Annotated in this window: 21 protein-coding genes; 10 read left to right on the top strand and 11 right to left on the bottom strand. The window is 56.5% G+C overall.

Annotated elements, in window-relative coordinates:
- Nucleotides 1-26: 26 nt before the first annotated feature.
- Entirely contained in the window at nt 27-3,617 is a 3,591-nt protein-coding gene (locus LEPTO7104_RS0115535) for a trifunctional glycosyltransferase/class I SAM-dependent methyltransferase/polysaccharide deacetylase (RefSeq protein WP_017299502.1), read from the top strand.
- 220 nt (nt 3,618-3,837) lie between these two features.
- Nucleotides 3,838-5,055: a hypothetical protein gene (locus LEPTO7104_RS0115530; protein ID WP_017299501.1), complete on the top strand. Its 1,218-nt coding sequence runs from the start codon at nt 3,838-3,840 to the stop codon at nt 5,053-5,055.
- A gap of 53 nt (nt 5,056-5,108) precedes the next feature.
- Here LEPTO7104_RS0115530 and LEPTO7104_RS0115525 read toward each other — a convergent pair whose 3' ends face one another.
- Nucleotides 5,109-5,684, bottom strand: coding sequence for a GNAT family N-acetyltransferase (locus tag LEPTO7104_RS0115525; RefSeq protein ID WP_026072759.1), 576 nt, complete (start codon nt 5,682-5,684; stop codon nt 5,109-5,111).
- A 351-nt stretch (nt 5,685-6,035) separates the two neighbouring features.
- On the opposite strand from LEPTO7104_RS0115525, the gene purH reads away from it, so the two are divergent.
- Nucleotides 6,036-7,583 carry a bifunctional phosphoribosylaminoimidazolecarboxamide formyltransferase/IMP cyclohydrolase gene (gene purH / locus LEPTO7104_RS0115520; protein ID WP_017299499.1) on the top strand — a complete coding sequence of 516 codons (1,548 nt, stop codon included), beginning with the start codon at nt 6,036-6,038 and terminating at the stop codon, nt 7,581-7,583.
- A gap of 269 nt (nt 7,584-7,852) precedes the next feature.
- Here the strand turns inward: purH and LEPTO7104_RS0115515 are convergent, their stop codons facing one another.
- The 5 genes from LEPTO7104_RS0115515 to LEPTO7104_RS0115495 form a co-directional block, all read right to left on the bottom strand.
- A complete protein-coding gene (locus LEPTO7104_RS0115515) occupies nt 7,853-8,347 on the bottom strand; it encodes a P-loop nucleotide/nucleoside kinase family protein (protein ID WP_026072758.1) in 495 nt (164 codons plus the stop codon).
- Nucleotides 8,348-8,368: 21 nt separating this feature from the next.
- Nucleotides 8,369-8,608, bottom strand: coding sequence for a membrane protein insertion efficiency factor YidD (gene yidD / locus LEPTO7104_RS0115510; RefSeq protein ID WP_017299497.1), 240 nt, complete (start codon nt 8,606-8,608; stop codon nt 8,369-8,371).
- A 73-nt stretch (nt 8,609-8,681) separates the two neighbouring features.
- Nucleotides 8,682-9,041 carry a hypothetical protein gene (locus tag LEPTO7104_RS34040; protein ID WP_017299496.1) on the bottom strand — a complete coding sequence of 120 codons (360 nt, stop codon included), beginning with the start codon at nt 9,039-9,041 and terminating at the stop codon, nt 8,682-8,684.
- A gap of 94 nt (nt 9,042-9,135) precedes the next feature.
- A complete protein-coding gene (locus LEPTO7104_RS34035) occupies nt 9,136-10,179 on the bottom strand; it encodes a serine hydrolase domain-containing protein (RefSeq protein ID WP_017299495.1) in 1,044 nt (347 codons plus the stop codon).
- 6 nt (nt 10,180-10,185) lie between these two features.
- On the bottom strand, nt 10,186-11,109 hold the full coding sequence (locus LEPTO7104_RS0115495; RefSeq protein ID WP_026072757.1) for a LysR family transcriptional regulator: 924 nt from the start codon (nt 11,107-11,109) through the stop codon (nt 10,186-10,188).
- A gap of 85 nt (nt 11,110-11,194) precedes the next feature.
- Between LEPTO7104_RS0115495 and LEPTO7104_RS0115490 the strand changes: the two genes are divergently transcribed.
- From LEPTO7104_RS0115490 to LEPTO7104_RS0115480, 3 genes are read left to right on the top strand one after another with little or no spacing between them, the layout of a single operon-like run.
- Entirely contained in the window at nt 11,195-11,641 is a 447-nt protein-coding gene (locus LEPTO7104_RS0115490) for an ester cyclase (protein ID WP_017299493.1), read from the top strand.
- Nucleotides 11,642-11,657: 16 nt separating this feature from the next.
- The gene (locus tag LEPTO7104_RS0115485; RefSeq protein WP_017299492.1) at nt 11,658-12,308 is read left to right on the top strand and encodes an SDR family NAD(P)-dependent oxidoreductase; all 651 of its coding nucleotides are present in this window, start codon (nt 11,658-11,660) and stop codon (nt 12,306-12,308) included.
- Nucleotides 12,309-12,334: 26 nt separating this feature from the next.
- Entirely contained in the window at nt 12,335-12,787 is a 453-nt protein-coding gene (locus LEPTO7104_RS0115480; RefSeq protein ID WP_017299491.1) for a lipocalin-like domain-containing protein, read from the top strand.
- Nucleotides 12,788-13,392: 605 nt separating this feature from the next.
- On the opposite strand, the gene ffh is transcribed toward LEPTO7104_RS0115480, so the two are convergent.
- Entirely contained in the window at nt 13,393-14,868 is a 1,476-nt protein-coding gene (gene ffh, locus LEPTO7104_RS0115470; RefSeq protein WP_017299489.1) for a signal recognition particle protein, read from the bottom strand.
- 295 nt (nt 14,869-15,163) lie between these two features.
- Between ffh and LEPTO7104_RS0115460 the strand changes: the two genes are divergently transcribed.
- Nucleotides 15,164-17,467, top strand: a complete 2,304-nt coding sequence (locus LEPTO7104_RS0115460) for a GAF domain-containing protein (protein WP_155523655.1) — start codon at nt 15,164-15,166, stop codon at nt 17,465-17,467.
- A gap of 329 nt (nt 17,468-17,796) precedes the next feature.
- Here LEPTO7104_RS0115460 and LEPTO7104_RS40165 read toward each other — a convergent pair whose 3' ends face one another.
- Nucleotides 17,797-17,949: a hypothetical protein gene (locus tag LEPTO7104_RS40165; protein ID WP_225886992.1), complete on the bottom strand. Its 153-nt coding sequence runs from the start codon at nt 17,947-17,949 to the stop codon at nt 17,797-17,799.
- A gap of 409 nt (nt 17,950-18,358) precedes the next feature.
- Nucleotides 18,359-18,793 carry a thiol-disulfide oxidoreductase DCC family protein gene (locus LEPTO7104_RS0115450; protein ID WP_017299485.1) on the bottom strand — a complete coding sequence of 145 codons (435 nt, stop codon included), beginning with the start codon at nt 18,791-18,793 and terminating at the stop codon, nt 18,359-18,361.
- A 272-nt stretch (nt 18,794-19,065) separates the two neighbouring features.
- Between LEPTO7104_RS0115450 and LEPTO7104_RS37025 the strand changes: the two genes are divergently transcribed.
- A complete protein-coding gene (locus tag LEPTO7104_RS37025) occupies nt 19,066-21,030 on the top strand; it encodes a tetratricopeptide repeat protein (RefSeq protein WP_017299484.1) in 1,965 nt (654 codons plus the stop codon).
- On the opposite strand, the gene LEPTO7104_RS0115440 is transcribed toward LEPTO7104_RS37025, so the two are convergent.
- Entirely contained in the window at nt 21,027-21,260 is a 234-nt protein-coding gene (locus LEPTO7104_RS0115440) for a hypothetical protein (protein WP_225886991.1), read from the bottom strand. The genes LEPTO7104_RS37025 and LEPTO7104_RS0115440 overlap by 4 nt on opposite strands.
- Before the next feature lie 327 nt (nt 21,261-21,587).
- On the opposite strand from LEPTO7104_RS0115440, the gene hpxO reads away from it, so the two are divergent.
- Complete coding sequence (hpxO, locus tag LEPTO7104_RS0115435; RefSeq protein ID WP_017299482.1) at nt 21,588-22,751, top strand: FAD-dependent urate hydroxylase HpxO; 1,164 nt, start codon at nt 21,588-21,590, stop codon at nt 22,749-22,751.
- A gap of 207 nt (nt 22,752-22,958) precedes the next feature.
- On the top strand, nt 22,959-23,258 hold the full coding sequence (locus LEPTO7104_RS0115430; RefSeq protein ID WP_017299481.1) for a hypothetical protein: 300 nt from the start codon (nt 22,959-22,961) through the stop codon (nt 23,256-23,258).
- A gap of 66 nt (nt 23,259-23,324) precedes the next feature.
- On the opposite strand, the gene LEPTO7104_RS0115425 is transcribed toward LEPTO7104_RS0115430, so the two are convergent.
- A partial coding sequence (locus tag LEPTO7104_RS0115425; RefSeq protein ID WP_017299480.1) for an IS5 family transposase occupies nt 23,325-23,936 on the bottom strand: 612 nt, incomplete at its 5' end.

The raw sequence follows: 23,936 nt of genomic DNA, 5'->3' as shown, positions 1-23,936 counted from the left end.
CTACATTATTTTTAGCTTAAAACTCCATGATCCCCTTCAGTGTTTCGATCATTATTCCAGCACACAATGCGGCGGCGACACTGGCTGAAACCACTGCCTCTCTGTTGAGTCAAACGACATCTCATTGGGAAGCAATCATTGTAGACGATGGCTCTGTAGATGAAACTGGGGCGATCGCCAACCAGTTTGCCAACCAAGACAGCAGAATCCGCGTTGTAACTCAGGCCAACCAGGGGGTCAGTGCGGCACGCAATACAGGGGTGCAGTTCGCAAGAGCAGAATGGTTGCTCTTTCTAGACGCAGACGATTGGATTGCGACGACCTATTTAAGCCAAATCGCCACCAAAATTCATGAGGACGCCTCTCTCGACGCGGTTCATTGCGGCTGGGCCAGAGTTGCCCCCGATGGCTTTTTGGTTTATGGAAAGCCAGTACCTCAATCCACCGATTTATTTAGCACTCTGGCGCATTATTGCCCTTTTGCGGTGCATGCCTGTGTCGTCAAAAAAGATGTTTTTAATCGTGTAGGAGGGTTTGATACCTCTCTAAAAACTTGCGAAGACTGGGATCTATGGCAACGCATAGCTCGCCAAGGTACTCGTTTTGGCGGCATTCCAGATACTTTAGCCTACTACCGAATGCGCGCCCAATCGCTTTCTAGCGATGGGACTCAGTTTTTTGTTGATGGACTACGGGTTTTAAAACAAGGTCATACCCCTGACCCACGAGTTTCCAACCCCCATCCAGATTACGAAGATGGTCTCCCTGGGGACACACTCAACAGTCTACAGTTCCATTGGGCCACATGGCCAGCAGGATTAGTTATTGGACTCAGTAAGAATACAAGCCCTTTACTCACATTACTCAACGGCACCGCACCGAATTTAGATCCCTATTGCATTGCAGCGAGTTTATTTGAGTCAGTTCCTCTGCCAACCTGTTGCCCGCCCACAAAGTGGTGGCAACTTTGGCAAGACATCAATTTATCGCTTCAGCACTTTTTGGTAGCTCTGGAACACGCCTCCGCAGCTCAAGGCTTAGTGAAGCGCGTCAATATCATCTTAGAACGAATGATTTTGGAACATGCCGCCGACGTACCATGGCCCCTCCAGTTAGGTCATACATACGGCACGGTGTTAGAGGCCACACAACCGATTGTCGATATAATTCCTCCTGCTGGGGTTGAGCGGCTATACGGCATCGTGACGGTTGCAGGCCTGCGCTTAGGGGTGTTAGAACTACCTGTTTGTGACGGACAGATTTCTAAAATCGTTTTAAAAGACAGCATTGTTGCCCAGTTTTACTGGCAAATTCTGGGGTGCTTTTATAAAGAAACGGTTTACCAAAAACAGGCTATTTCCAATGGTGTAGATACCGATGATTGGAATACTCAGCACAATCAAATTGGCTGGACAACTTTTTTACAAGACTTCTGGGATCGACCTGACTGGTCTGGGGAAAATTTCTATGATGCAACCCATGTAGATCCCTCGCCCCAAACGCTTCAGCCCGATTCTCATGCAATCACCGTGGAGGTCAGCTGTCCTCTATCTGATGTCATTGTGGCGAACTCTGATGTATCCGACCTCAAGGTTACCTTGACTGTTGGGGGTATCCCCTTTGGCCTATTTACGGTGCCGGTGCATAATGGCAAGGTATCGGCTCAGGCACTGCGGGTTGCCCTCACCTTAGAAGGCGGCGTTGAGTTGTGCCGCGTGTCAGTACGGGAGGCGTTTGTAGGACAGCCCATCACGCCAAACCTAACACTTCGGCAGGGTTTGGCGATCGCCGCTCAAGCGCAGCTACAACACCGACCAACGCATCCAGCATCTTGTTCTGCTAGCCTTTCCAAAGAATTTGTGGAGCTCTCTCACACGCTGCTCTTCGGGCAACGTCACCAGATGCTTGGCAGCAGCAGTTCTCGATGGGCATCGCTACCGACCCAAACTGCCGAAGCGTTGATGGATATGGCAAAGGCAACGGGAGAGGCGATCGCCCAAACCCCCGATCCGCACCAACCGATCCAGCGCGTGATGTATGCGCCCGATATCCTGCCTTTAGCTCGGTCAACGCAACCCAATCGAGCCAAAGGGGTAATTTCCTCAGAAGAGTCTGCCAACCCTGCATCCGTACAAGTCGGTTTTAATAACCGCGACTACTTTGAGACCCTTTTCGCGACTTGCCCCGATCCCTGGAAATACACCATCGGCTACGAACAAACAAAATATGAACAAACTCTTTCCTTACTCCCCACCGAAAAGATTACACGCGCCCTAGAACTAGCTTGTGCAGAGGGGCACTTTACCGCGCAACTTGCACCCCGAGTTCAGTCTTTAATCGCCACAGATATTTCTCAAATTGCCGTAGATCGAACCGCTCAGCGCTGTGCTCAGTTCTCCCATATCCAATTTAAACAGCTGGATATGGCAATCGACCCCCTGCCCGAGTCTCTCCAACTCATTGTCTGTAGCGAAGTGCTCTACTACATGGATGGGTGGGGCGCATTAGAAAATTTTGCCCAAAAGGCCGTGAACGCTCTAGAACCGGGCGGCTATTTTCTCACGGCCCATGCCCATTTAGTCGTTGATGAGCCCGATCGCACTGGCTATAACTGGGATCACCCCTTTGGCGCAAAAGGCATCAGTGACACCTTTATGAAGGTGAAGAATCTGCGCCTTGTGAAGGAAATTAGAACTCCCCTCTATCGGATTCAGCTCTACCAAAAATCAGGGCGTAACTGGATGCCTTGGAAAAAGCACTCCCCGAGCATTGTAGAAATACCTCAGCCCACTCCACCCCCTGAAGCAGTCGCTTCCATGGTTCTATGGCATGGTGGAAAGCCTTGTAAAAACAATACCCAGCCCATAACGACCAATCGCCTTCCCATTTTGATGTACCACCGCATTGCTCCCACTGGTGCGGCAGATCTCAACCAATGGCGGCTTTCCCCAGAGATGTTTGCTGAGCAGTTATGCTATCTCCGCGATGCCGGTTATTACAGCGTTAGCTTAGCGGCTTGGCAGAAGGCGATCGCGACCAAACAGCCTCTCCCTGGACGTGCCATCGTCCTCACATTTGATGATGGCTATCTGGACTTCTTTGAGCATGCCTATCCTGCCCTGAAAAAATATGGGTTCTCCGCCACGGTTTTCTTGGTCGCCGATCGAGTGGGGCAATCGAACCAATGGGACGCTGTCTATGGCGAAGACGTTCAGTTAATGGATTGGCCGCAAATTCGCCAGTTGCAGGCGCAAGGCATTGAATTTGGCTCTCATACCGCGACCCACCGCCATCTGACTGCACTTTCTATAGAGGATATTGTTCAAGAAAGCGGGCGATCGCGCGCCATCCTTACCGAAGAACTGGGCCACCCCATTCAAACCATTGCCTATCCCTATGGAGAAGTGGACCCAGTCGTACAACACCTAGTCGGAGCCTGCGGCTACACCATGGGTCTATCGTGCCGCCCGGGACATAGCTCGTTTCAAGATACACTACTTTTACTGCCTCGGATTGAAGTTAAAGGCTCCACCAGCCTTCAAGAATTTGTTAGGGCATTAAACCCAAATCAAGCCGAACATCGTCCGCGTAGTCATCCTACCCACCAATTGACTTAAAAAAACCTAGTTGAGCAGCTAGAAACCACGCCTATAGCAGCAAAATTCGACGGGATGCACATTTCAACTTCGTTCAATGTTCGATCTTTTGCTAGGCAGAGGGTTGAGCGGAGTCATTCACGAAGTATCTCCCGAAAGGAGAAAACCCGGCAACTTAAATCGGGTTTAACTTGGTCCTTCTGTTTAGACTCCAATAACCATTGACCTAACACTGACTTTTATGATAAATCGACCCTCCCTCCTGCAACAACGCTTTATCTTTTTAGTGTGTGTTACGGCTATTTACAGCATATTAGTATTTTGGCTAGATATCTCCCAAGCGCCGCCGCTATGGGATGAGCAGCGGTTTTGGGATACTAGCCTGACGTTTAGCAAGCAAATGCCCCCCAGCCTTGAGTCTATACGAGACTATAAAGAGCTTAATACACCGCTGCCATTTATTATATTTGGTGGCTTGGAATATTTTTTCCATGGTGGAATTGCAGCGGGCCGGTTGCTCAACATAATGCTGTCTATGAGCATAGCCGTCGCTATCGGTTGGCCCAGGCGAGAGAACGGTAAAAGGTCTTTACTTTGCCTGCTGGGGCTTCTGCTATGCCCTTATTTTCTTTGGTATAGCAGACTGCTATATACCGATATTATTGCTTGCTTCTGGGTTCTGACTGGCTTTATTTTCTACGTCAAAAATCGTTATCTTTTGAGCAGTCTTAGCTTTATTCTTGCGATCGCATCTCGGCAGTACATGGTTGCTTTCCCGGCTGCGATTTTAACCTACGAATTCATAATCGCAGCCGTTGAGATTGTTCGCGATCGCCGCATCGTTCTTGTCAAGCAGTGGAAATGGCTGGCCCCTCTAATTGCGGGGCTATCTCTTTTCGGCTGGTTTTATCTATTTCAGGGCTTGGCCCCAGAGGCCGCATTGAAAGTTCGCAGTACGCCTGAGGTTCAGCAAACGAACTGGGCTTTAACGCCGGGAGGAGCGGTCAACTTCCTGTCTTTCATAGGCCTTTATGTGGCGATTTCAGAATTTCTTTTGTTTGAACCCAAGCAGCGATTCCGAAATTTCAGAGAGTTACTGAAGCAGAAAAAACTTAAAATTCTTTTAATCGCGGCAGGGCTGCTGCTGTACTGCATAATCTTTCCGCCTCTTTTGACAGGCTTAGGCACAACGTCTAAGATCGCTAACTTAATATCGTCCAGCAGCTTAAAAATTATATTTTTTTATAGTTTAGCTCTATTGGCCTGCCTTCGTTTTTCCAGGCTTAATCTAATGACTTTAGTTGTGCTATTCAATAGCTTAATTATGATGAAGGCATTCCCGTGGGATAAATATATTCTGCCCCTTGCCATTGCTTTTTGGTACTTAAAATCGGTGGGTCTAGAGGAGCAGTTTGACATATTTCACCAGAGTAATCTAAACTCGCCTCACAAACCCTAAACAGGTCTGGGGTTCGCCTGTCAAAGCGGTGCTTCGGAGGCACAACTTGACCGCTACGGTTCCGGCATTTGCCAGTGCGGATTCACCAGACTGGTCATCACGTGGTCTTGCCACTGGCCGTTGATAAATAGAAAATCTCTGGCAACGCCCTCAATTTGAAAGCCCAGGCGCTTGAGCACATTGGCGCTGCGGTAGTTGTGGAGCATGTAGTTGGCCATAATGCGGTGCAGATTCAGCTCGTCAAAGGCGTAGGTGATGAGCTGCTGGGCGGCTTCTGTCATATAGCCCTGGCCCTGGTGCTGGGCCGACAGGCCATAGCCGAGAACGGCTCCGTGCAGTGCTCCACGCACAATGGTATTGAGGTTAATGGTGCCAATTACCTGGTTGGGGTCAGCCTGCAAAAATATCAGCAGCTTAACCGCATAGCCTGTATGCAAATCGCTTTCCCTGGCAACCAGCACCGTTTTCCAGAAGTCACGGGTATAGAAATTGTCCGGGCGCTGAGGCTCAAAGGGTTCTAAATACGCTCGGTTAGCCCGGTAATACTGCAAAATCGCCGGAATATCCTCGGTCTTGCCCAGGCGCAGCACAAGCCTTTGGGTCTTTAGCACTGGTTGTTTAGTCACCATCGCTGCCCATAGTAGTGGCCCGCCGAGGTTTGAGTTGAGCATTTGAGGCCTGTGGTCGAAAATCATTCTACGGTGAGGGGGCATCGTTATGGTGTCACAGGGCAGAGGGGGATGGGGGAGGTAAGGGGGATGAGGGGGGTGAGGAGATGAGGGAGGTGAGGAGGTGAGGAGGTGAGGGGGGTGAGGAGGTGAGGAGGTGAGGAGGGTGAGGAGGTGAGGGGATGGTCGCGGGGGCGCGCAGGATGAAGCCAGATTTAGCCCATAGGCTGAGGATTGACCCACATTACAGATAAGGGGGAGATGGGCTTTTTCGGTATAGTGGGGGTCTGCAAAATCAAGGATTAGAGAGCTATGGCGCGCCTGGCACTGTTGAGCGTATCCGATAAAACCGGCCTGGAGTCGTTGGCCAAAGCCCTGGTGGAAGAGTTTGGCTTTGACCTGATTAGCAGCGGCGGTACGGCAAAGGCGATCGCGGCGGCCAATCTCCCCGTTACCAAAGTGTCAGACTACACCGGGTCGCCCGAAATTCTCGGCGGTCGGGTCAAAACGCTGCACCCCAAAATCCACGGCGGCATTTTGGCCCGGCAAGACTTGCCGGAGGACCAGCAGGATCTGGCCGCCAGCGGCATTCGTCCGCTGGATCTGGTGGTGGTCAACCTCTACCCCTTCGAGCAGACGATCGCAAAATCAGGCGTGACCCTGGCCGATGCGATCGAAAATATCGACATTGGCGGACCAACGCTACTGCGGGCAGCGGCCAAGAACCACGCCTACCTGACGGTGCTGTGCAGCGCCGAGCAGTACGAGCCTTATCTGGAATCTCTCCGCGAAAATCAGGGGCAAGTACCGCTAGAATTTCGCCAGGCCTGCGCCCGCGCCGCGTTTTGGCACACGGCCAGCTACGACCAGGCGATCGCCACCTACCTGACCGAGTCCACGGGCGAGGCCGAGGCCCTGCCCCAGCAGTGGGCGCTGACGGGCCGCCAGCAGGCCACCCTGCGCTACGGCGAAAACCCCCACCAAACGGCGGCCTGGTACCGCACCGGGTCGGTGCCGACGGGCTGGGCCGGGGCCGAGCAGCTCCAGGGCAAAGAGCTGAGCTACAACAACCTGGTGGATCTGGAGGCGGCGCGGCGGATTATTGCAGAATTCCCTAGCGATCGCCCCGCCGCTGCCGTGCTCAAGCACACCAACCCCTGCGGCGTGGCCATGGGCGACACCCTGGCCACCGCCTACCGCCGCGCCTACGATGCCGACGATGTGTCAGCCTTTGGCGGCATTGTGGTGCTCAATCGGGCGATCGATGCCGATACAGCCCAGCAGCTCACGGGCACGTTTTTGGAGTGCATCGTGGCCCCAGGGTGCGACGATGCCGCTAAAGCCATTCTGGCCAGAAAGCAGAACCTGCGGGTGCTGGTGCTGGAGGATTTGCTGACGGGGCCAAAGCAGGTGGTGAATGCGATCGCAGGCGGATTCCTTCTGCAAGCCCCCGACACCCACCGCGACGACCCCACCACCTGGCAGATCGTGACTGAACTCAAACCCAGCGAAACGGAGCTGGCCGAAATGCTGTTTGCCTGGCGCGTGGTCAAGCATGTGAAATCGAACGCGATCGTGGTGACTCACCAGCAGCAAACCCTCGGCATTGGGGCCGGGCAGATGAACCGGGTCGGTTCCGTCAGCATCGCCCTCGCTCAAGCCGGTGAAAAAGCCCAGGGCGCCGTGCTCGCCAGCGACGGCTTCTTCCCCTTCGACGATTCTGTGCGCACCGCCGCCGCTGCGGGCATTCGCGCCGTGGTGCAGCCGGGGGGCAGCCGCCGCGACGACGACTCAATTAAAGCCGCCAACGAGCTGGGCCTGATCATGGCCATGACCGGGGTGCGCCACTTCTTGCATTGAGAATGCGCTCAGACCAAATCCTGATTAGCTATCCCCTATTCCCCAGCGGTGCATTGCGGCTAATCAAAGCAATCAGGGCGCTGCCAGACGGGGGTGTAGCCGCGAATGCACCCTACGGTCCTACCTTTTGGGAATCGGGATTATGGAATTCGGATTTGGTATCAGACCAGAAACCCGGTTTCTTTTGTGGTGAGGCAACTATCCTTGCTCATCCCGTAGCAGAAACCGGGTTTCTAGCAAATCTGTTTTGACTGAGTCATGATTCGACGTTAGCCGCGCTGATGATGAATGACGTTAAAGTTCTCGCTCGCTGACGGCGGCTGAAAATACTGGGTGATGGCATCAAATTCGGCATCACTTGTGAAAGCTGAGCCTTCAGCCAGCTCCCTGCTGCGTTCCCGCAGCTGACGCTTGCACAGCTCATCGGTCACATCAATGTAGTGCAGCTCGTGGTCGGCATTTGTGCAGTCAATCAGTTCTCGAAACCAGGCGCGCTGTGTCGTCGTATTGCCGGGAAAGTCGAGCACCACGACCATGCCTTTTGAGAGCAGTGAGCATAGGTGCGGTGTTAGGGCATCTTCTAACCGCGATGAATACTTGATAAAGCCAGGGATATCTACAATTTCGCCCGGAAACAATTTGAGTAAAAGATCATCCTGCTCAACCAAAATGGCATCCTCTCGCCGCGCTATTTCCCTGGCTAGGGTCGATTTTCCTGCGGCCATCTTGCCACAAAAGAAGAAGAGCTTTCCTGGCCGTCCCATGGTCTGTATGCCTCACCTTAACTATATGTCGGATGCCTCGGCATCGGCCCCTTCCGGCACCGGGTCGTAGCCGCCGGGGTGAAAGGGGTGACAGCGCGTAATTCTTCGCGCCGCCAGCCAGCTCCCCTTCACCGGGCCAAACCGCTCGATCGCCGTCAGCGCGTACTGCGAGCAGGTGGGGGTAAACCGGCAGGTAGGCGGAAAAAGGGGCGAAACTAGGCGTCGATAGCCGCGAATCAGCACCAGCAGGAGTTGCTTCATGCTCCTATTCTATCGAGTTGCTTTCCCCTCGGGAGACATCGGGCTTCGACTGCGCTCAGCCACCAGCCGCAGCCTAATAGTCCAGCATCAGCGTGTTGTAGTCGTCGGGAGCCTGGCGGCTGTTGCGCTCGGGCAGGTACACGTTGGCGCTGGGGGCAAAGTTCATGCCCTGGGGCTTCGGCGCGGCGGTGGGGTGAGATGGCGGGCGCAGATTGACGGCTTTGGCATCCAGCGCCTGGGTTTCCTGCTCGATTTCGGCCAGGCGATCGCACAGCTGCTGGCGGCGACCGTCAATGTACTCCAGCTCCTGCTGAAGGCGCGTTTTCTCGACCGTTAGCTTGTACATGTCGAGGTACTGAGCGGCCTCAGTGGCCGGACGCGGCATGGTGCTCACTTTTGGAAAAATTCTGCGGGGGGCGCGTTTGCTATTCATACAGGCTCCGGGGGCTGACCTACCTTGGTTCACGTCCCTAGCTTGCCCGCTGCCCGACAGGAATTCCCAGCACCGAACAATTTGTAGCAATCGATCATGCCCCCGCCAGCACGCGGGCCACAGCATAGGCGACATCTAACCCCACGTTGTTGCCCTCTCGGTTGGTCGCCGCCGCAATGGTGGTGGGGCGACCCGCCAGCGCGGAAAAATGAAAGGCCGCGATCGAATAGCCCGGACCGCCGCCGTTGTGCCCGGCCACCCGGCCATAGGGCGAGTTGGTGTCCATAAATAGCCCCAGCCCGCTGGCTACGCTCTGGAGGGGTGGGTGGGCTCCCAGGCTGTGAACCGGCTGAGCCATCTGCTCAACCAGCAATCTGTTCAGAATTTGCCCTGACATCAGAGCGTCCATCATCCTGACCAGTTCCGCCGCCGTAGACACCACTACCCCGTGGGATACCCAGCCCGGATGGTAGCGCTGCGACATATCCTGAAGCTCGTCGTCAAACATGGCGGTGTAGCCCGGCGTGAGGCCAACCACATCGCCTAGGGAGGCGGCCACAAAGGTGCGTTGTAGCCCCAGCGGGGTAAAAAACAGCTCGTCCAAAAAGTCCTGCATCGACTGGCCCGTGCTCTGCTCCATCAGGGTTTTGAGGGCCAGATAGCCGATGTTGGAGTACGACCAGCCCGTCCCTGGCTCAAATAGCAAGCCTCTCCTGCGGGCCACATCCAGGTAGTCCTCGCCTGACCAGGGGGAACCCGGCGTCGATTTTACCGCTGCGCCGTAGGCTGGGAGCCCGCCGTAGTCGGGCAGGCCGCTGGTGTGGCTGAGAATCTGCCGCAGGGTAAGGGGCGTTGCGACCGGAAAATTGGGCCAGTATTGCTGAATCGGTGCGTCTAGATCGAGCCACCCGGCGTTCGCCCGATTCAGCACCGCCGCCGCGATCAGGGTTTTGGTGACGCTGTAGATATAGAAGCTGGCACTGGCGGGTAATGGCGCGGATTGATGGAGGTCGCGATCGCCAAGGCCGATTTCCAAAACCAGCTGCCCATCAATAGACAGGGCGATCGCAGCCCCCGGAATCCCTCCCTGGGTCAGCAGTGGGCCAACGGCCAATTGAATCTGCTCTTGAAGCGCCATGGCCGTTTACAGGTCCAGCTCTCGACAAACGTCTCGCACAATTTGCCGCAGCCAAAGATTGGCGGCATCGCGGTCTTGCAGTTTACTCCAGGCCATCGCTACCCCCCAGGACGGCAGTTCCAGGGGAATCTCAAAACACTGTACCGGGTAATAGCTGACAAAGTGCTGCTGCAAACAGGAGGGAATGGCGGTGAGCAGATCGGAAGCGGCGATCGCCGTTGGCAGCGTAAACCAGTAGGGAATGGTGAGGGCAATCCGGCGCTGTAAGCCTAGCTTAGCCAGGGTTTGGTCAATCATGCCCACGGCATCTCGGCGCAGCGTAAACAGGGCGTGGGGAAACCCAACGAAGCGCTCCAGGCTAACGGCGCCATGTTCAATCGCAGGATGCCCCTGGCGGCAGAGGCCCACAAAATTCTCTACAACCAGAGTTTCTTGCGAAATATGCGAGGGCAAGTCTGCAAAGGTTCCCAACGCCAAATCGATAATGTTCTCCTCTAAAAGTTCCACAAAGGATTCCTTCTCAACGGTAATCAGGCGGAGATCGACTTGGGGAGCTTGGTGTTTAAATACAGCCAGCAGTTTTGGCAAGATCAGGCTGGCGAAATAGTCAGAGGTGGCCAGGGTAAATATTTTGGTTGCCGTCGCCGGGTCAAAGGTTTGTCGCTCAGCCAGGGTGGCCCGCACCGCGTTTAGCGCCGCCGCCACCTGAGGCGCGATCGCCTCGGCCCTGGCGGTGGGCTTCATCTCCCGGCCCACCCGCACAAATAGGTCGTCGGCAAAGAGCGATCGCAGTCGCCCCAGCGCCGCACTCATCGCCGGTTGCCCGATGTGGATGCGCTGGGCGGCCGCCGTCACGCTGCGCTCGGTGTACAGCGCCTCAAAGGCCACCAGCAGGTTGAGGTCAATGGCGCTGAGATCTATCACTTTGATTGATGCATTCTATGTTTATTATCAATTTGATTTATCTGAATTTTGCCACTATTGTAGATTTCAAGCAAGTTGGAGAGTATCTAGGATGAGTGAAGCAGAAAGCCAAAATTTAGCCGTTGCCCACCGCTATGTTGAGCAGTTTTTAGGCAAGGGTGACATGGGTCTGGCAGAAGAACTGCTGGACGAAAACGTTCAAATTATTACCGGCCTCAAGCCCACTGGCCCGATCAATGGTATTGAAGAATACAAGCAGGTTTTTTCTGGCTTCTATGACGCTTTTCCCGATGTGAAACCGCTGAGTATTGAGGATAGTTTTGCCGCAGGCGATCGCGTTGTGGTGCGCTTCAAGTCATTTCAGCAGCACGTAAAAGACTATTTTGGTATTCCCAAAAGCGATCGCGTGATTACTTTTCATGAAACTCACGTCATGCGATTGGCCAACGGCAAGATCGTTGAAAATATCGTCAGCGCCACCAATCTAGAGTTTGAAATGCTGATGGCTCCAGTACTCACGCCGCTAATTTTGGCCTAACGCAAGGATTAAAACTATGACTCAGCTCTGTGTAATTGTGGGCATGGGCGAAGGCAACGGCATGGCGATCGCCCGCAAATTTGCCAGTGAAGGTTTTGAAATTGTGATGATCGCCCGCAACGAGGCCAAGCTCAAAGGCTATCAGTCTACGCTGCAATCCGAAGGTGTTACCTCCCACTATTTCCTGGCCGATGCTGGCGATGAAGCAGCCCTAAAAGCGGCGTTCGCGGCCATCCAAACCCAGTTGGGTACGCCAGAGGTGCTGGTCTACAACGCCGCTGTGCCCCGCATGGAGAGCGTGCTGCAAACCGAGTTCGACACGTTAGTCAGCGACTTTCGCGCCAATGTCGCCGGGGCGATCGCCTGCGTTCAGGCCGTGCTCCCTGCCATGCAGAGCCAGCAAAAAGGCACGCTGCTGTTTACGGGCGGCGGCTTTGCGCTGTATCCTGACCCCAATTTTGTCTCGCTTTCTCTGGGCAAGGCGGGCATTCGCGTGCTGGCCAGCACCCTCCATGCGGCCCTCAAAGATTCACCGATTAAGGTGGGAACTGTGACAATCTGCGGCACCGTCAATGGCGATGACCCCAAGTACAGCAGCGATGCGATCGCCGCAGAATACTGGAAGCTCCATACTGCTGAACATGCTGACTATGAAGTGGTCTACTAGGGTTAACCCCAAACCAGACCACATCTATGAGCCAAGAGAACCCCCTGCTGGGCACCTGGAGCTTGGTTTCGGCCAGCGCCATCTACGCTGACGGCAGCGTAACGCCAGAGGTATACGGAGCTAACCCCAAGGGCTACATCACCTACACCGCCGCCGGGCGCATGATGGTGATGTTTGCCAGGGGCGATCGCCCAGCCTTGAGCAAGCCAGTAGGCTCCCCCCTGAGCAGCGAGATGGATGCTATCCCCACCGAGGAATTGGCCCGGGCCTTCACCAGCTTCAGCGCCTACGCCGGAACCTACAGCATAGAGGGCAACACCGTCACCCATCGCCTTGAGGTAGCCTCCATCCCCAACCGGGTGGGCACCGATCTGGTGCGAACCTTTACGATCAGCGGAAACCGGGTCACGCTAAGAACGGCACCCACTGATCAAAACGGGGGTTTACAGGTATTTGATCTGGTTTGGGAGCGAGTTTGAGTTGCCCGATATAAGCCGTTGGGTTTACTGTCATTAAGCCAGGACACAGGATGGTGGAAACACCACTGGCAACCTTATCTCTACTACAATGCCGAATTAGGGTGCAACAAGGACGTGACGATAGAAAGTCCCATCGACGGGTACCTCGCAACGAATTGAAAGCGGCAGAAACTCCTCGATTGCTAAGCCAAGTCTCAGAGCTAAAGATTGCCACTCGGTCTCATTGAATTCATCTCGACGCCAAAGCGGAACTTGGCTACCATTTACGATTATCACGGGCTAGACATAGTCGAGTCCAGAAGGCTCAGCAGGTGAGCAGAACCCAATCATTTTCTTCCCCCCAGCGGCACGAAAGCTGGTAAGCGCGATGTGGACGGGACCGTTTCGATACTCGCTCAGAGCTTTGAGTGAAGTAGGGCGAACCAGATCCTGGGCTTCACTGGATGCAAGCTCCCAAACCGGAGCTTGGATCAGATCTTCGATAGTCAAATCAGCAATGGCCTTCCACATGACGACTAACATCTAAATTGAGCAGCAATCAACAATCATTAGTTCTTCCTGCCCAAGAGCATTACCACTGTTTGACTTAGCTCAAACTCAGGTATCTAAAGTTGGCCAAAGCCCTTCTTTTTCTTCTGGCTCTTCTGCTTTTTGTTGCTGGGGGGGCGAAAACCTGGCTGAGGCCCACCGCCCATGCCCGGCAGCCCCGGCATGCCGCCGCCCATCCCGGGGAAGCCGCCGCCCATACCCGGCATACCGCCACCCATGCCGGGGAAACCGCCGCCGCGCCCCATTTGCTGCATCATGGTGCGCATCTTGGTGAAGTCGCTGACCAGCTTGCCCACGTCTTTTTCCTGATGGCCCGAGCCTTTGGCAATCCGGCGACGGCGGCTGGGGGAACTGGAGAGCAGGTTGGGCTGCTTGCGCTCTGCGGTGGTCATGGAGTTGATCATGGCTTCGCAGCGTTTGAGCTGCGCTTCGCCCTGCTCCAGCATGTCGCCGGTAATTTGCTTGCCCATACCGGGGATCAGCTTCATGATGCCGCCCAAAGAGCCCATGCTCTTCATAAAGCGCATCTGCTTGAGAAAGTCGTCGAAGTCAAACTCGGCTTCAAGAATTTTTTGCTGGAGCTTTTCGGCATCGCCAAGGTCCACCGCTTCCTGGGCTTTTTCTACCAGGGTGAGCACGTCGCCCATGCCCAAAATGCGCGATGCCATGCGATCGGGGTAGAAGGGCTGGAGTGCCTCCACCTTTTCACCCACGCCGATAAACTTAATCGGCTGCCCGGAAATTTGCCGCACCGACAGAGCGGCCCCACCCCGCGCATCGCCGTCCATTTTGGTCAGAATGGCCCCGGTGATGCCAATCTGGTCATGGAAGGTGCGGGTCAGGTTGGCCGCTTCCTGGCCGGTCATGGCATCGACCACCAGCAGCACCTCGTCGGGCGCGATCGCGGTCTTGATATCGGCCAGCTCGCCCATCATTTTGGGGTCAATCTGCAAACGACCTGCCGTGTCTACAATCACGGTATCAATACCGTCGGCTTTGGCCTGCTCGACCCCCCGACGGGCAATGTCCACCGGGTTGGCGTCGGTGCCCAGCTCAAACACAGGCACGTCGATCTGCTTGCCGAGGGTGACCAGCTGATCGACCGCCGCCGGGCGGTAGACGTCGGTAGCCACCAGCAGGGTGCTGCGGTTTTCTTTGCGCAGGTGCAGGGCCAGCTTGGCGGTGGCGGTGGTTTTACCCGTGCCCTGGAGGCCCGCCATCAGCACTACCGTGGGCTTGGTGGGCGCGTTGGCCAGGGGCGCGTTGGTGTCGCCCATCAGCCGCACCAGCTCATCGTTCACCACTTTGATGAACTGCTGGTCGGGGCTGACCCCCTTGACCACCTCAATGCCCAGGGCGTTTTCTTTCACCTGAGCGATAAAGTCTTTGATTACCTGGAGGTTGACATCGGCCTCCAGCAGGGCGCGGCGCACCTCCCGCAGGGCGCTATCGATGTTAGATTCGCTGATTTTGTCCTGGCCGCGCAGGCTTTTCCAGGCAGATTCAAGGCGATCGGAGAGGGCTTCAAACATAGCTCAGCGGGGAAGGTAATCCTGGGTAGGACTTCTATTCTAAAGGGTGGAGGCCCCAGCGGGAGCAGGGTGAATCTGGGCAGAGGTTAGCTGCCGCAATTGGGTACCATGGATTTCAAGGGGTAAACCTGGCCAATGGGCCATGGCGCAGAACTACATCCAAGGGTGCATCGGGGAGATGAGGGTTTACCGCATCTCCATTAAGTCCTTGGATTCCGCAAAGATTTGAGTCGAGATTCGGAATTCCATTGAGCTGCCTTGTAAGAGTTTTTGAAGGGTGGTATCAAACGCAACTATGGCTAACGAATCGTCTCGCTGCATCGACACAGACCCAATCTCCAGAGCTATTCCTGTGATCGACCTCGGTTACACTCTGGGCGATCGCGCCGATAATCGCCAGGAGGGTGAGACCCCTGATCGCATTGAAAAGGCCAATCATGACGAAGAAAAGCCCCCGCTGCCCTGGCTAGAGCTAATTCAGCACTACAGCCAGCTGGTGATGGCGGTGGTGGATGTGGCCGGTGAGGTGGGTGCTCAGCCCCAGCCGCATCCGGTGCTGTTTGCCAACCGCTATTTTTGCCGTCTGACGGGCATTCCGGCCAAAGGCGGTCACCTCGATCTCAGCTTTTTTGACCGTCTGACACCAGCTCACCAGAAGGCCCTGCGGGAGCGGTTTCGGCGGCATTTTTTGAGCGCACTGCTCTGCTACGCCTATGGGCAGGCCAACTTAGTCTCCCAGCGGCTGCTCCACGAGCCGCTGGTGGTATCGCTAGCCGACTCCGAAACGGGCCAGCAGCGGCAGATTGAACTGCGCCTGCGCACCGCTGAAGCTGGCCTGGACATTACGGCCATTAGCCCTGAGCTGGCGGCTAGCCTGGCGGATTGCTGGGCTGAACCACCCAGCCGCGAGCAGATTGCCACGCAGCTCCTGGGCAAGGAGCCAGCCTTTAAGCACCTGCTGGCAGCGCTCAAGCCGGGTAACTACACCGTTAGCGGCCAAATTCTGATTGAGGGCGTCGATGTTACCGAACGGGAGACCTCTAAAGCGTTAATTCAGCTGCTGGTGGGCCATGAGTCGGTGCTGGGCACGCGCCGCTTTGAGCAGGCCAATGAGCTAATGAAGCAGCTGTTTGGCGCCACCGACAGCTTTTTGCTGAGCGCCGAGAACTGCCAGGCGCAGCTGTTTACTCAGCTAGATCAGCCGGAATGGCAAATTGCCACCTACACCGTAGAGGACCTACAGGGCTCGGCGTTTTTGCGGGCTACCGATCGCCGCGAGGTCGTCAACGTGCCCGACCTCAGCCTCGACAGCAATACCTCCTGCGAAATGGATATGCTCAGTCAAGGGGTGCGATCGCTCCTGCTCATCCCCCTGGTCATGCGCACCGCCCGCCTGGGCGATAGCAGCGCTCAAATGGTGGGCCTGGTGGGCCTTGCCAGCCCCAAGCCCTACGCCTTTGACCAGGCCGATTGCAGCCGCGCTACCACACTCATTCCGGCCCTGACGGCGGCGATGCGCCACAGCGTGCAGGATCGCTTTACCAATATTCATCCCTCGGTGCGCTGGCGGTTTGAGCAAGAGTCGGAGCGGCTCAGCCTCGGCCTGCCCCCCACCCCCATTGTGTTTGAGAGCGTTTACCCCCTGTACGGCATCTCCGACATTCGCGGCTCGTCGGACGAGCGCAATCGAGCCATTCAGCAAGATTTGTTGGCCCAGTTTCGCCTCGCCCTGGCGGTGGTCGAAGCCGCTGGCCGGGCGGTGAGCAATGCCCTGGTGGGGCAGCTGGCCCTAGATCTGGCCGACCACATTACCACCCTGGAGGCAGGGGTCACCGTAGACTCGGAAGTGACGCTGCTGCGCTACCTCCAGGGAGAAGTCGAGGTGCACTTTGCCTACTTTGCCCAGCACAGCGCCGAGGCAGAAGCCGCGATCGCCCAGTACCAGGCCGCCATTGATACCAACCACGGCTGTGTGTACACAGCCCGCGCCATCTACGACCAGACCATCGGCCACATCAACGGTCTGCTGCGCGACACCTGGAACCATTGGCAGCAGTCGATGCAGGCCATTACCGCCCACTACTGCGACCTGGAGGCCACCGACGGCATCGACCACATGATCTATGCGGGTCAGGCCATTGATGCCAAATTCACCGATTTTCAGCTCAAGTCGCTGCGCTACGAGCAGCTGCGGGCTGTATGCGACTGCGCCCGCCAGGGCTTTGCCCTCAAGGCCAACTACGACACCGACATGACCATCACCCACCTGGTGCTGGTGCAGGGCTACACAGTGGACATTGTTCACGATGAAACCACCGAGCGCCTGTTCGACGTGCGGGGCACCCGCGACACCCGCTACGAAATTGTCAAAAAACGCATCGACAAAGCCTGCGATGCCGAAACGGGCGATCGCATCACCCAGCCCGGCATGCTCACCGTGGTCTACTCCACCAGCGAAGAGTGGCAGGAATACCAGCGCTACCTGCGCTACCTGCACCGCGAAGGCATTGTCGATAGCCATGTGGAACAGGGCACCGTTGAGCCGCTCCAGGGCGTCAACGGCCTCAAGTTTGCCCGGGTGCGGGTGCTCCCTGAGTAGAGGTCTACGCCAAAGGGACCGGGCCTCTGGGCGAACATCCAATTATGGCTGGATACCCCCCAGAAACCCGGTCCCCGGAATTGCGGGAGAATTGCGCCTGAACAGTTTTATCGGTTTTGCAAACCGGCAGGCAGGCCGCGTCCGCTCTCAACCTGGCGCTGGAGGCCGGGGGGTAAATTCTGGGGGTTTTCAGCGGATTCCTGAGCGCCAGAGCCATCGAGGGGCAGGCCTTCCTGGGCTTCTGCTTCAGAGGTTCCCCGGTGGCCTCGACAATAGATTCAGGGGGGGCAACGGTGCCCTCAGAGGTTTCTACCACGACAGCGGCAGGCTCAACCTGGGATAACCCCCTGCACCACCGCCGCGCCGGGCTGAGGGCGATGGGCCTGCCCCTGCCCAGGGCGAGCATCGGCGGCGGTAGCAGCCAGCGCAGCGGTAGTCAGAACGCTGAGAACAACCAGGGCAAAGTGCGATCGCGAAGCCATAGCAGTCATCCTTCCTGTGCTGAGTGAAGAGGGGGCGGCAAGCCATTGGTGAGGGGAATGCCGCCTGTTTCTCTAGAATCTCAGGGGTCAGCCGCCGCCGTCATCTGTGGATACACCCTATCCGGCCGCTTTCCTCCCAACGATTTCGCAGAACGGACTCCCAGGGTCTCGCACCGGAGTTAGTCCGGCGTGAGCTAGCCATTTAGCAGCACTCAAAACCTGGTTTTATTGGCGGCTAACGCGATCGCCCATGCGCCCCGGAGAGGTAGCTAGTAGACTGCGGCACAAGTGTGGCGACTATTGCCAATCGCGGGGGAGCAGGGGAGCCAGGGAGCCAAGCGATCTGGAATAGTCGGCATATTTCAGCCTTCGAGTAATAGGGCATGTCGTTACATGTCAAAAGTGTTAGCTAAGGCAGCTCCGGGGATGGGTTGGCCGGGGGCCGACACCGCCCATCGTCGCAGAGGGGATAGGCCGAGTTGTAGCGGCTGGGGCGCTGGCCAAATAGCTCGTAGCGGCGATCGCGCACAAAGGCGTAAACCTGATCGCCCACCTGCTTGGCCCCCGGCAGCGCGCGGTAGGCCTGCACGAAGGGGTTGCCCAGGGGCAGCAAACGGCCAATTTCTTCGGCGGCATCGCTGCCCTGCCAGCGGCGATCGGGCGCTTGTAAATCGATCAGGAGCATTCCGGCCTCGCAGTCGGCGGGGGTAATGCCATAGCGGTCAAGGGTTTGCCCGTCCTGCATCGGCACGTACTGAAACTGGGCACCGCGATCGAGCGACTCTAACAACCGCACCAGACTGACGCAGAGGTTACAGTTACCGTCATAAATTACACAGTACATAGTAGTATTGCTGCTGATGGGTTGTCACACTTATCTTAGCTGCCTGAGCCTTGAGTTTCAGCCGAAGGGCAATGTGACTCATGGCTCAATATCCTGAAGTCGACGCTACAACTACAGGGAGCCGCAGGGGTTATTTTAATCCCTCAAAATAGGGATTTTATTTCCTAAATCAGAGGCTCTGATTCAACAAAAAGCGGCAGCAGATTCGCGTCTTTAGCGGGCTAAGAGTTTTCTTTATTACTCTGCCCAGTGCATTTACCGCGGCAAATCTAATGGTTGTGAAAAGACTGATCGATGGACGATTTCAGTTCATTCGAGTTGTCAGTACTAAGGCTTACACCAAGACCTACCTGATGACCGATCATGGCAGTTCGGCCAAGGCGAAATGTATTGTCAAGCACTTGCAGCTGCCGGCCCACAACACCATTACCCTTAAATTTCTCAACGATTTGCTGGCCAAGCGAGTCAATTTGCTCAAGCGCATGGGCGAGTACGAAGCGATCGCCAAAAACCTGTCCACGGTTCAAGAAGGGCAGGATTTTTACTGGGTGCGCGACTATGTGCCCGGGCATTCGTTGCTGAGCGAGCTAGTCGAGCAAAAGCCCCGGTCTGAGGCCGACGTACAGAGCTTTTTGAGAGAGAGTCTAGGCATTCTAGATCTAATTCAGCGCCACGGCATTGCCCATCAAAATCTGCACCCCAACAACCTAATTCGCCATCGCGATCGCGGCGATTTAGTCCTGGTCGACTTTGGCCTAATTCAAGATACGGGCACCCCAGAACCTGGCCCAGAAACCAACGGCAGCTCCTCTAGCCTCAGCCCTGAGTCGGCCTACCTGCCCCAGGTCAAGCACCGGCAGTACACCCGCTTTGCCGCCGACCACTTTGCCCTCGGCATGATTGCCATTCAGATGGCGACTGGGCTGTCGAATGAGGCCATTCCCCGGCTGAGCCAGGACGATTTTGTGGACCAGATCAAACTTCAGCTTGACGAGTGCTCCACCCTGGGCAACCCCCTCAAAGACATCTTGCTGCGCATGGTGTCGCCCCAGGCTGAGTCGCAGTTTCACCAGGCCAAAGACATCCTGCTGGCCCTCCCCGACCTGAAGCCCACCCCACCCCCGATCGCGGCCACCGCCGCAGTTAACCCCTTACCCGAGGAAAACAGCGCGATGGACTTTGAAGAGCGATCGCCGGTAGCCGATGACCCGGTCCCCGCCAGGGCGACCCGCCCCCTGCACCGATCGACCCTTTGGCTGGGGGCCGGGGCCGCCCTGGCCCTGCTGGTGGCGGCAGCGGTTGTTTGGCTGCGCATTCCCCAAACCATGAAAGTGAACCATCTGCTTCAGCAGGCTGAAACAGCCAAGCAGATGGGCCAAAAGAACGATTCCCTCAACTATCTCAATCGGGTTCTAGAGCTGAGGCCCCACAACAGCGAGGCCCTGGCCCAGCGCTCTACCCTGCTGTGGGAAAACGGCCAGTCGGAGGCAGCTCTGCAAGACCTGACCAACGCCATTGAGGCCCACCCCGATCAGGCCGTTACCTACTACCAGCGGGGCAACCTGCGCTTTCAGCTGGGCGATTTGCAGGGGGCGATCGCCGACTATGGCGAGGCCCTCCAGCACAAAGACAGCTACACCGATGCCTACGTGAACCGGGGCAATGCCCGAGCCGAGCTGGGCGACGAAGCCGGGGCCATGCAGGACTACACCGCCGCCATCAATCTGGCCAAAGATCCCGAAAGCAAAGCCGATGCCTACCTCAATCGGTGCCTGTCGCGGTCGAATCTAAACGATCAGGCCGCCGCCCTGAGCGACTGTACCGAAGCCGTAAACCTGCGCCCGAACAACAGTTTGGCCTACGAAAATCGAGGCCTGGTCAAGCGCCGCCTGAACGACTTTCAGGGCGCGATTCAAGACTTTTCGATCGCGATTCAAATCGATGCCAGCAGCCCAGAGCCCTACTACAACCGTGGCCTGACGCGCCAGGACCTAGGCGATTTTGCCGGGGCGATGAACGACTTCAACCAGACGATCAAGCTCAATCCCAACCATCCCTTCGCCTACTACGACCGGGGCTTGCTCCATGCGGAGCTGGGGGATATCGATAGCGCGATCGCCGATTTAGAAACCGTAGCCAGCGCCTGTCTAGATGTCAGCCGCCTGGGCTGCTTTGACGATGCTCAGTACCAGCTAGAAAGGCTCCGAGCCGCTAAAGCGGGTGAACCTACACCCTAGCCGCGCATACCGCGCCGCCCGCTGCCGGGGCGCTTGTTGCGTTGCACATAGATGGTGGCAACTTTATCGGAGTGAATCCCAGGGGATTCGAGGCCGGCGGGAACCTTAGCTTTCTCACCTCCAAAGGACAGCGGAGCGGAGGCCGCCTGAGGGGATAGGGCCATATAGCCCCAGCCCCCCAGACCACCAGCGGTAAGCAGAGTCAACACTACAGGGAAACGATGCCACATGATGGACTTCCAAATCTGGACAGTTACCTTTTCTCTGTGGCCAAGAAAAATCCAGCTGTTTCTGAGATTTTGGGGTAATAAATTGGTGAACGATTGGATAGTTTTTTGAAGATTGAGTATAAATACTGCCCAGTTCTCCTTTAGGGTTGACGTTCCAAGGTCGAGCCGCTAGCCGAGGCAGCCTAAATGTGCACTGTATACAGCTTTTTCTTTATAGTGAAAAGAGTGACTCTAAAGTCCTAGGCAGCAGCGGACGGATTGGATAGTCTAGGCAGCGTGCTCCATCCATCGCAACGCTCTACCCATCGCAACAGTTAGGAGAGGCCCATGTACAACCTGAAGGTGGTGATTATTGGAGCCGGTATCGGCGGCTTGACCACGGGTATTGCCATGCGCCAGGCGGGCTACCAGGTGGAGATCTACGATCGCGCCCAGGAGTTGCGCCCTGCCGGGGCGGGCATTTCCCTCTGGTCTAACGGGGTCAAGGTGCTCAACTACCTGGGGCTGGGCGAAAAGCTGGCGGCCATCGGCGGCGAAATGAACGCGATGGAGTACCGCAGCCACACCGATGAAAGCCTCAGCTACGTCGATCTGCGGCCCCTGTTTGAGCAGGTGGGTCAGCGTCCCTATCCGGTGTCTCGCACTGATTTGCAGTCCATGCTGCTCGACACCTTCGGCCCCGAAGACGTACACCTGGGCATGAACTGCGTCGGCGTTGAGCAAGACGAGCACACCGCCACGGCAATCTTTGAGAATGGCGATCGCGCCACTGGCGATCTGGTCATTGGGGCCGATGGCATTCACTCGGCGGTGCGCGCCTACGTGGTCGGGTCCTGCGTTGATCGCCGCTATGCCCGCTACGTCAACTGGAATGGCCTGGTAAAGGCCGACCCGGAACTGTGCGAAAAAGACCTGTGGGTAATCTACGTGGGCGACAGCAAGCGCGCCTCCATGATGCCGGTTGGGGGCGATCGCTTCTATTTTTTCTTTGGCGCGCCGATGGCCGAGGGCACCGAGGTTGCTCCCACCCATCGCCAGGACGAGCTGGCCAACATTTTTCGGGGCTGGCCCGAGCGGGTGCAAAAGCTGATTCAGGCGATCGACTCTGAGCAAACCAACCGCCTGGAAATCGGCGATATTGACCCCCTTGAGAACCTGGTAAAAGGCCGCATTGCCCTGCTCGGCGACTCGGCCCACGCCACCACCCCCACCCTGGGCCAGGGCGGCTGCCAGGCGATCGAAGATGCCGAAGTCATCACCCGCTACCTGGTCACCACCAACATCGGCGTGGCCGATGCCCTCAACCGCTACGAAGCCGCCCGCAAAGATCGCACCGCCGACCTGGCGCTTAAAGCCCGCAAGCGCACCAGCACCATCTACGGCCACGTGCCCGAAGCCACCCAGCAGTGGTACAGCGACCTCAAGCAAGAACCCCCCGAAGCGGTGATCAATGCCCTGGCCAAGGTCATTCTGGGCGGACCGATGGGGTAGGCTAATTCAGGCATCGGGTGTCACAGTCACGGCCAACGAATGGCATTCTGAACAAGTCCCGACGACTAGGGCCGCGTCAAGACTAAATTTTAGGGTTGCTCTCTTTGAAAAGGCTTGCCAAACAAGTGTTTCAGAGATCCCTAAACCCAATGCTTAGTGCTGACAGAGCGCTAGCTGAGACTACAGATTCGATTAGGGTATCCAGGCATGTTTGAACGACAGCAAACCGTCTCTAACCCTGCCAATGGTCGCGCCGTCACCCCAGGGCATCGCGCTATTTTGAGCCGGGGCAGCTACTTTAGCCTGCTGAGCCTGGGCAGCGCGGGCAGCATTCTCAGCATTGGCAGCACCGGCAGCATTCTCAGCATCGGCAGCGCGGGGAGTATTCTCAGTATTGGCAGTGCGGGCAGCATTTTGAGCGTTGGCAGTGCCGGTAGCGTGCTGTCGGTGCTGAGTATGGACAGCATTCTCAGCATCTTGCGGTTTTGGGCCGTGCGTCAATTTTGAATCAGCGTTCTCATGTAGCGATAGCAGTGGTCAGAGGACGTTTTAAAAGATCTGAGGGGTCAAAAATTATGCCAACCGCCTGACCATAATACGGATCATGGCCAGGTAGATGAGGGTCTCTGAGGTTTCGGGTAGCAGTTCATAATCTCGCACCAAACGTCGGCACCCCATCAGCCAACCGAGGGTACGCTCCACCACCCAGCGTTTCTTGAGCAGCACGAACCCTTTAGTTTGTTGAGGTCGCAGCACGACTTGGAGAATCCAACGACAGGTATCCATCACCCACATCATGAAAGCAGGGCCATCAAAGCCCCCATCCGCCCAAATAATGGTCAGTCTCGAGATGGCAGGCCCCATCGCTTTGACGCGCTTGAGGAGTTGCTTACCCCCCTCACGCTCCGGCACACTGGCGGCGGTGACCAGCACCCGCAGCACCAAGCCGAAGGTATCGACGCCCAGAAACCGTTTACGTCCTTTAATCTTTTTGCCCGCATCATAGCCAACGGCCTCATGCACCATGGCCGCGCTTTTCACGCTCTGACTATCGATGACGGCTTCTGACGGTTGAGGGTGTCGGTCTTGCTCAATCCGAGTCCACTCGCGCAAGTGGTCATGAATGATGATCCAGGTGCCGTCCTTGCGCCAGTTCCGGAAGTAGGTGTACACCGTCTGCCATGG

Origin of the sequence: Nodosilinea nodulosa PCC 7104, assembly GCF_000309385.1 — a bacterium.
GTDB lineage: Bacteria > Cyanobacteriota > Cyanobacteriia > Phormidesmidales > Phormidesmidaceae > Nodosilinea > Nodosilinea nodulosa.
The sequence above is the reverse complement of the archived record's forward strand: the minus strand, read 5'-3'. Positions and strand labels throughout refer to the sequence as shown.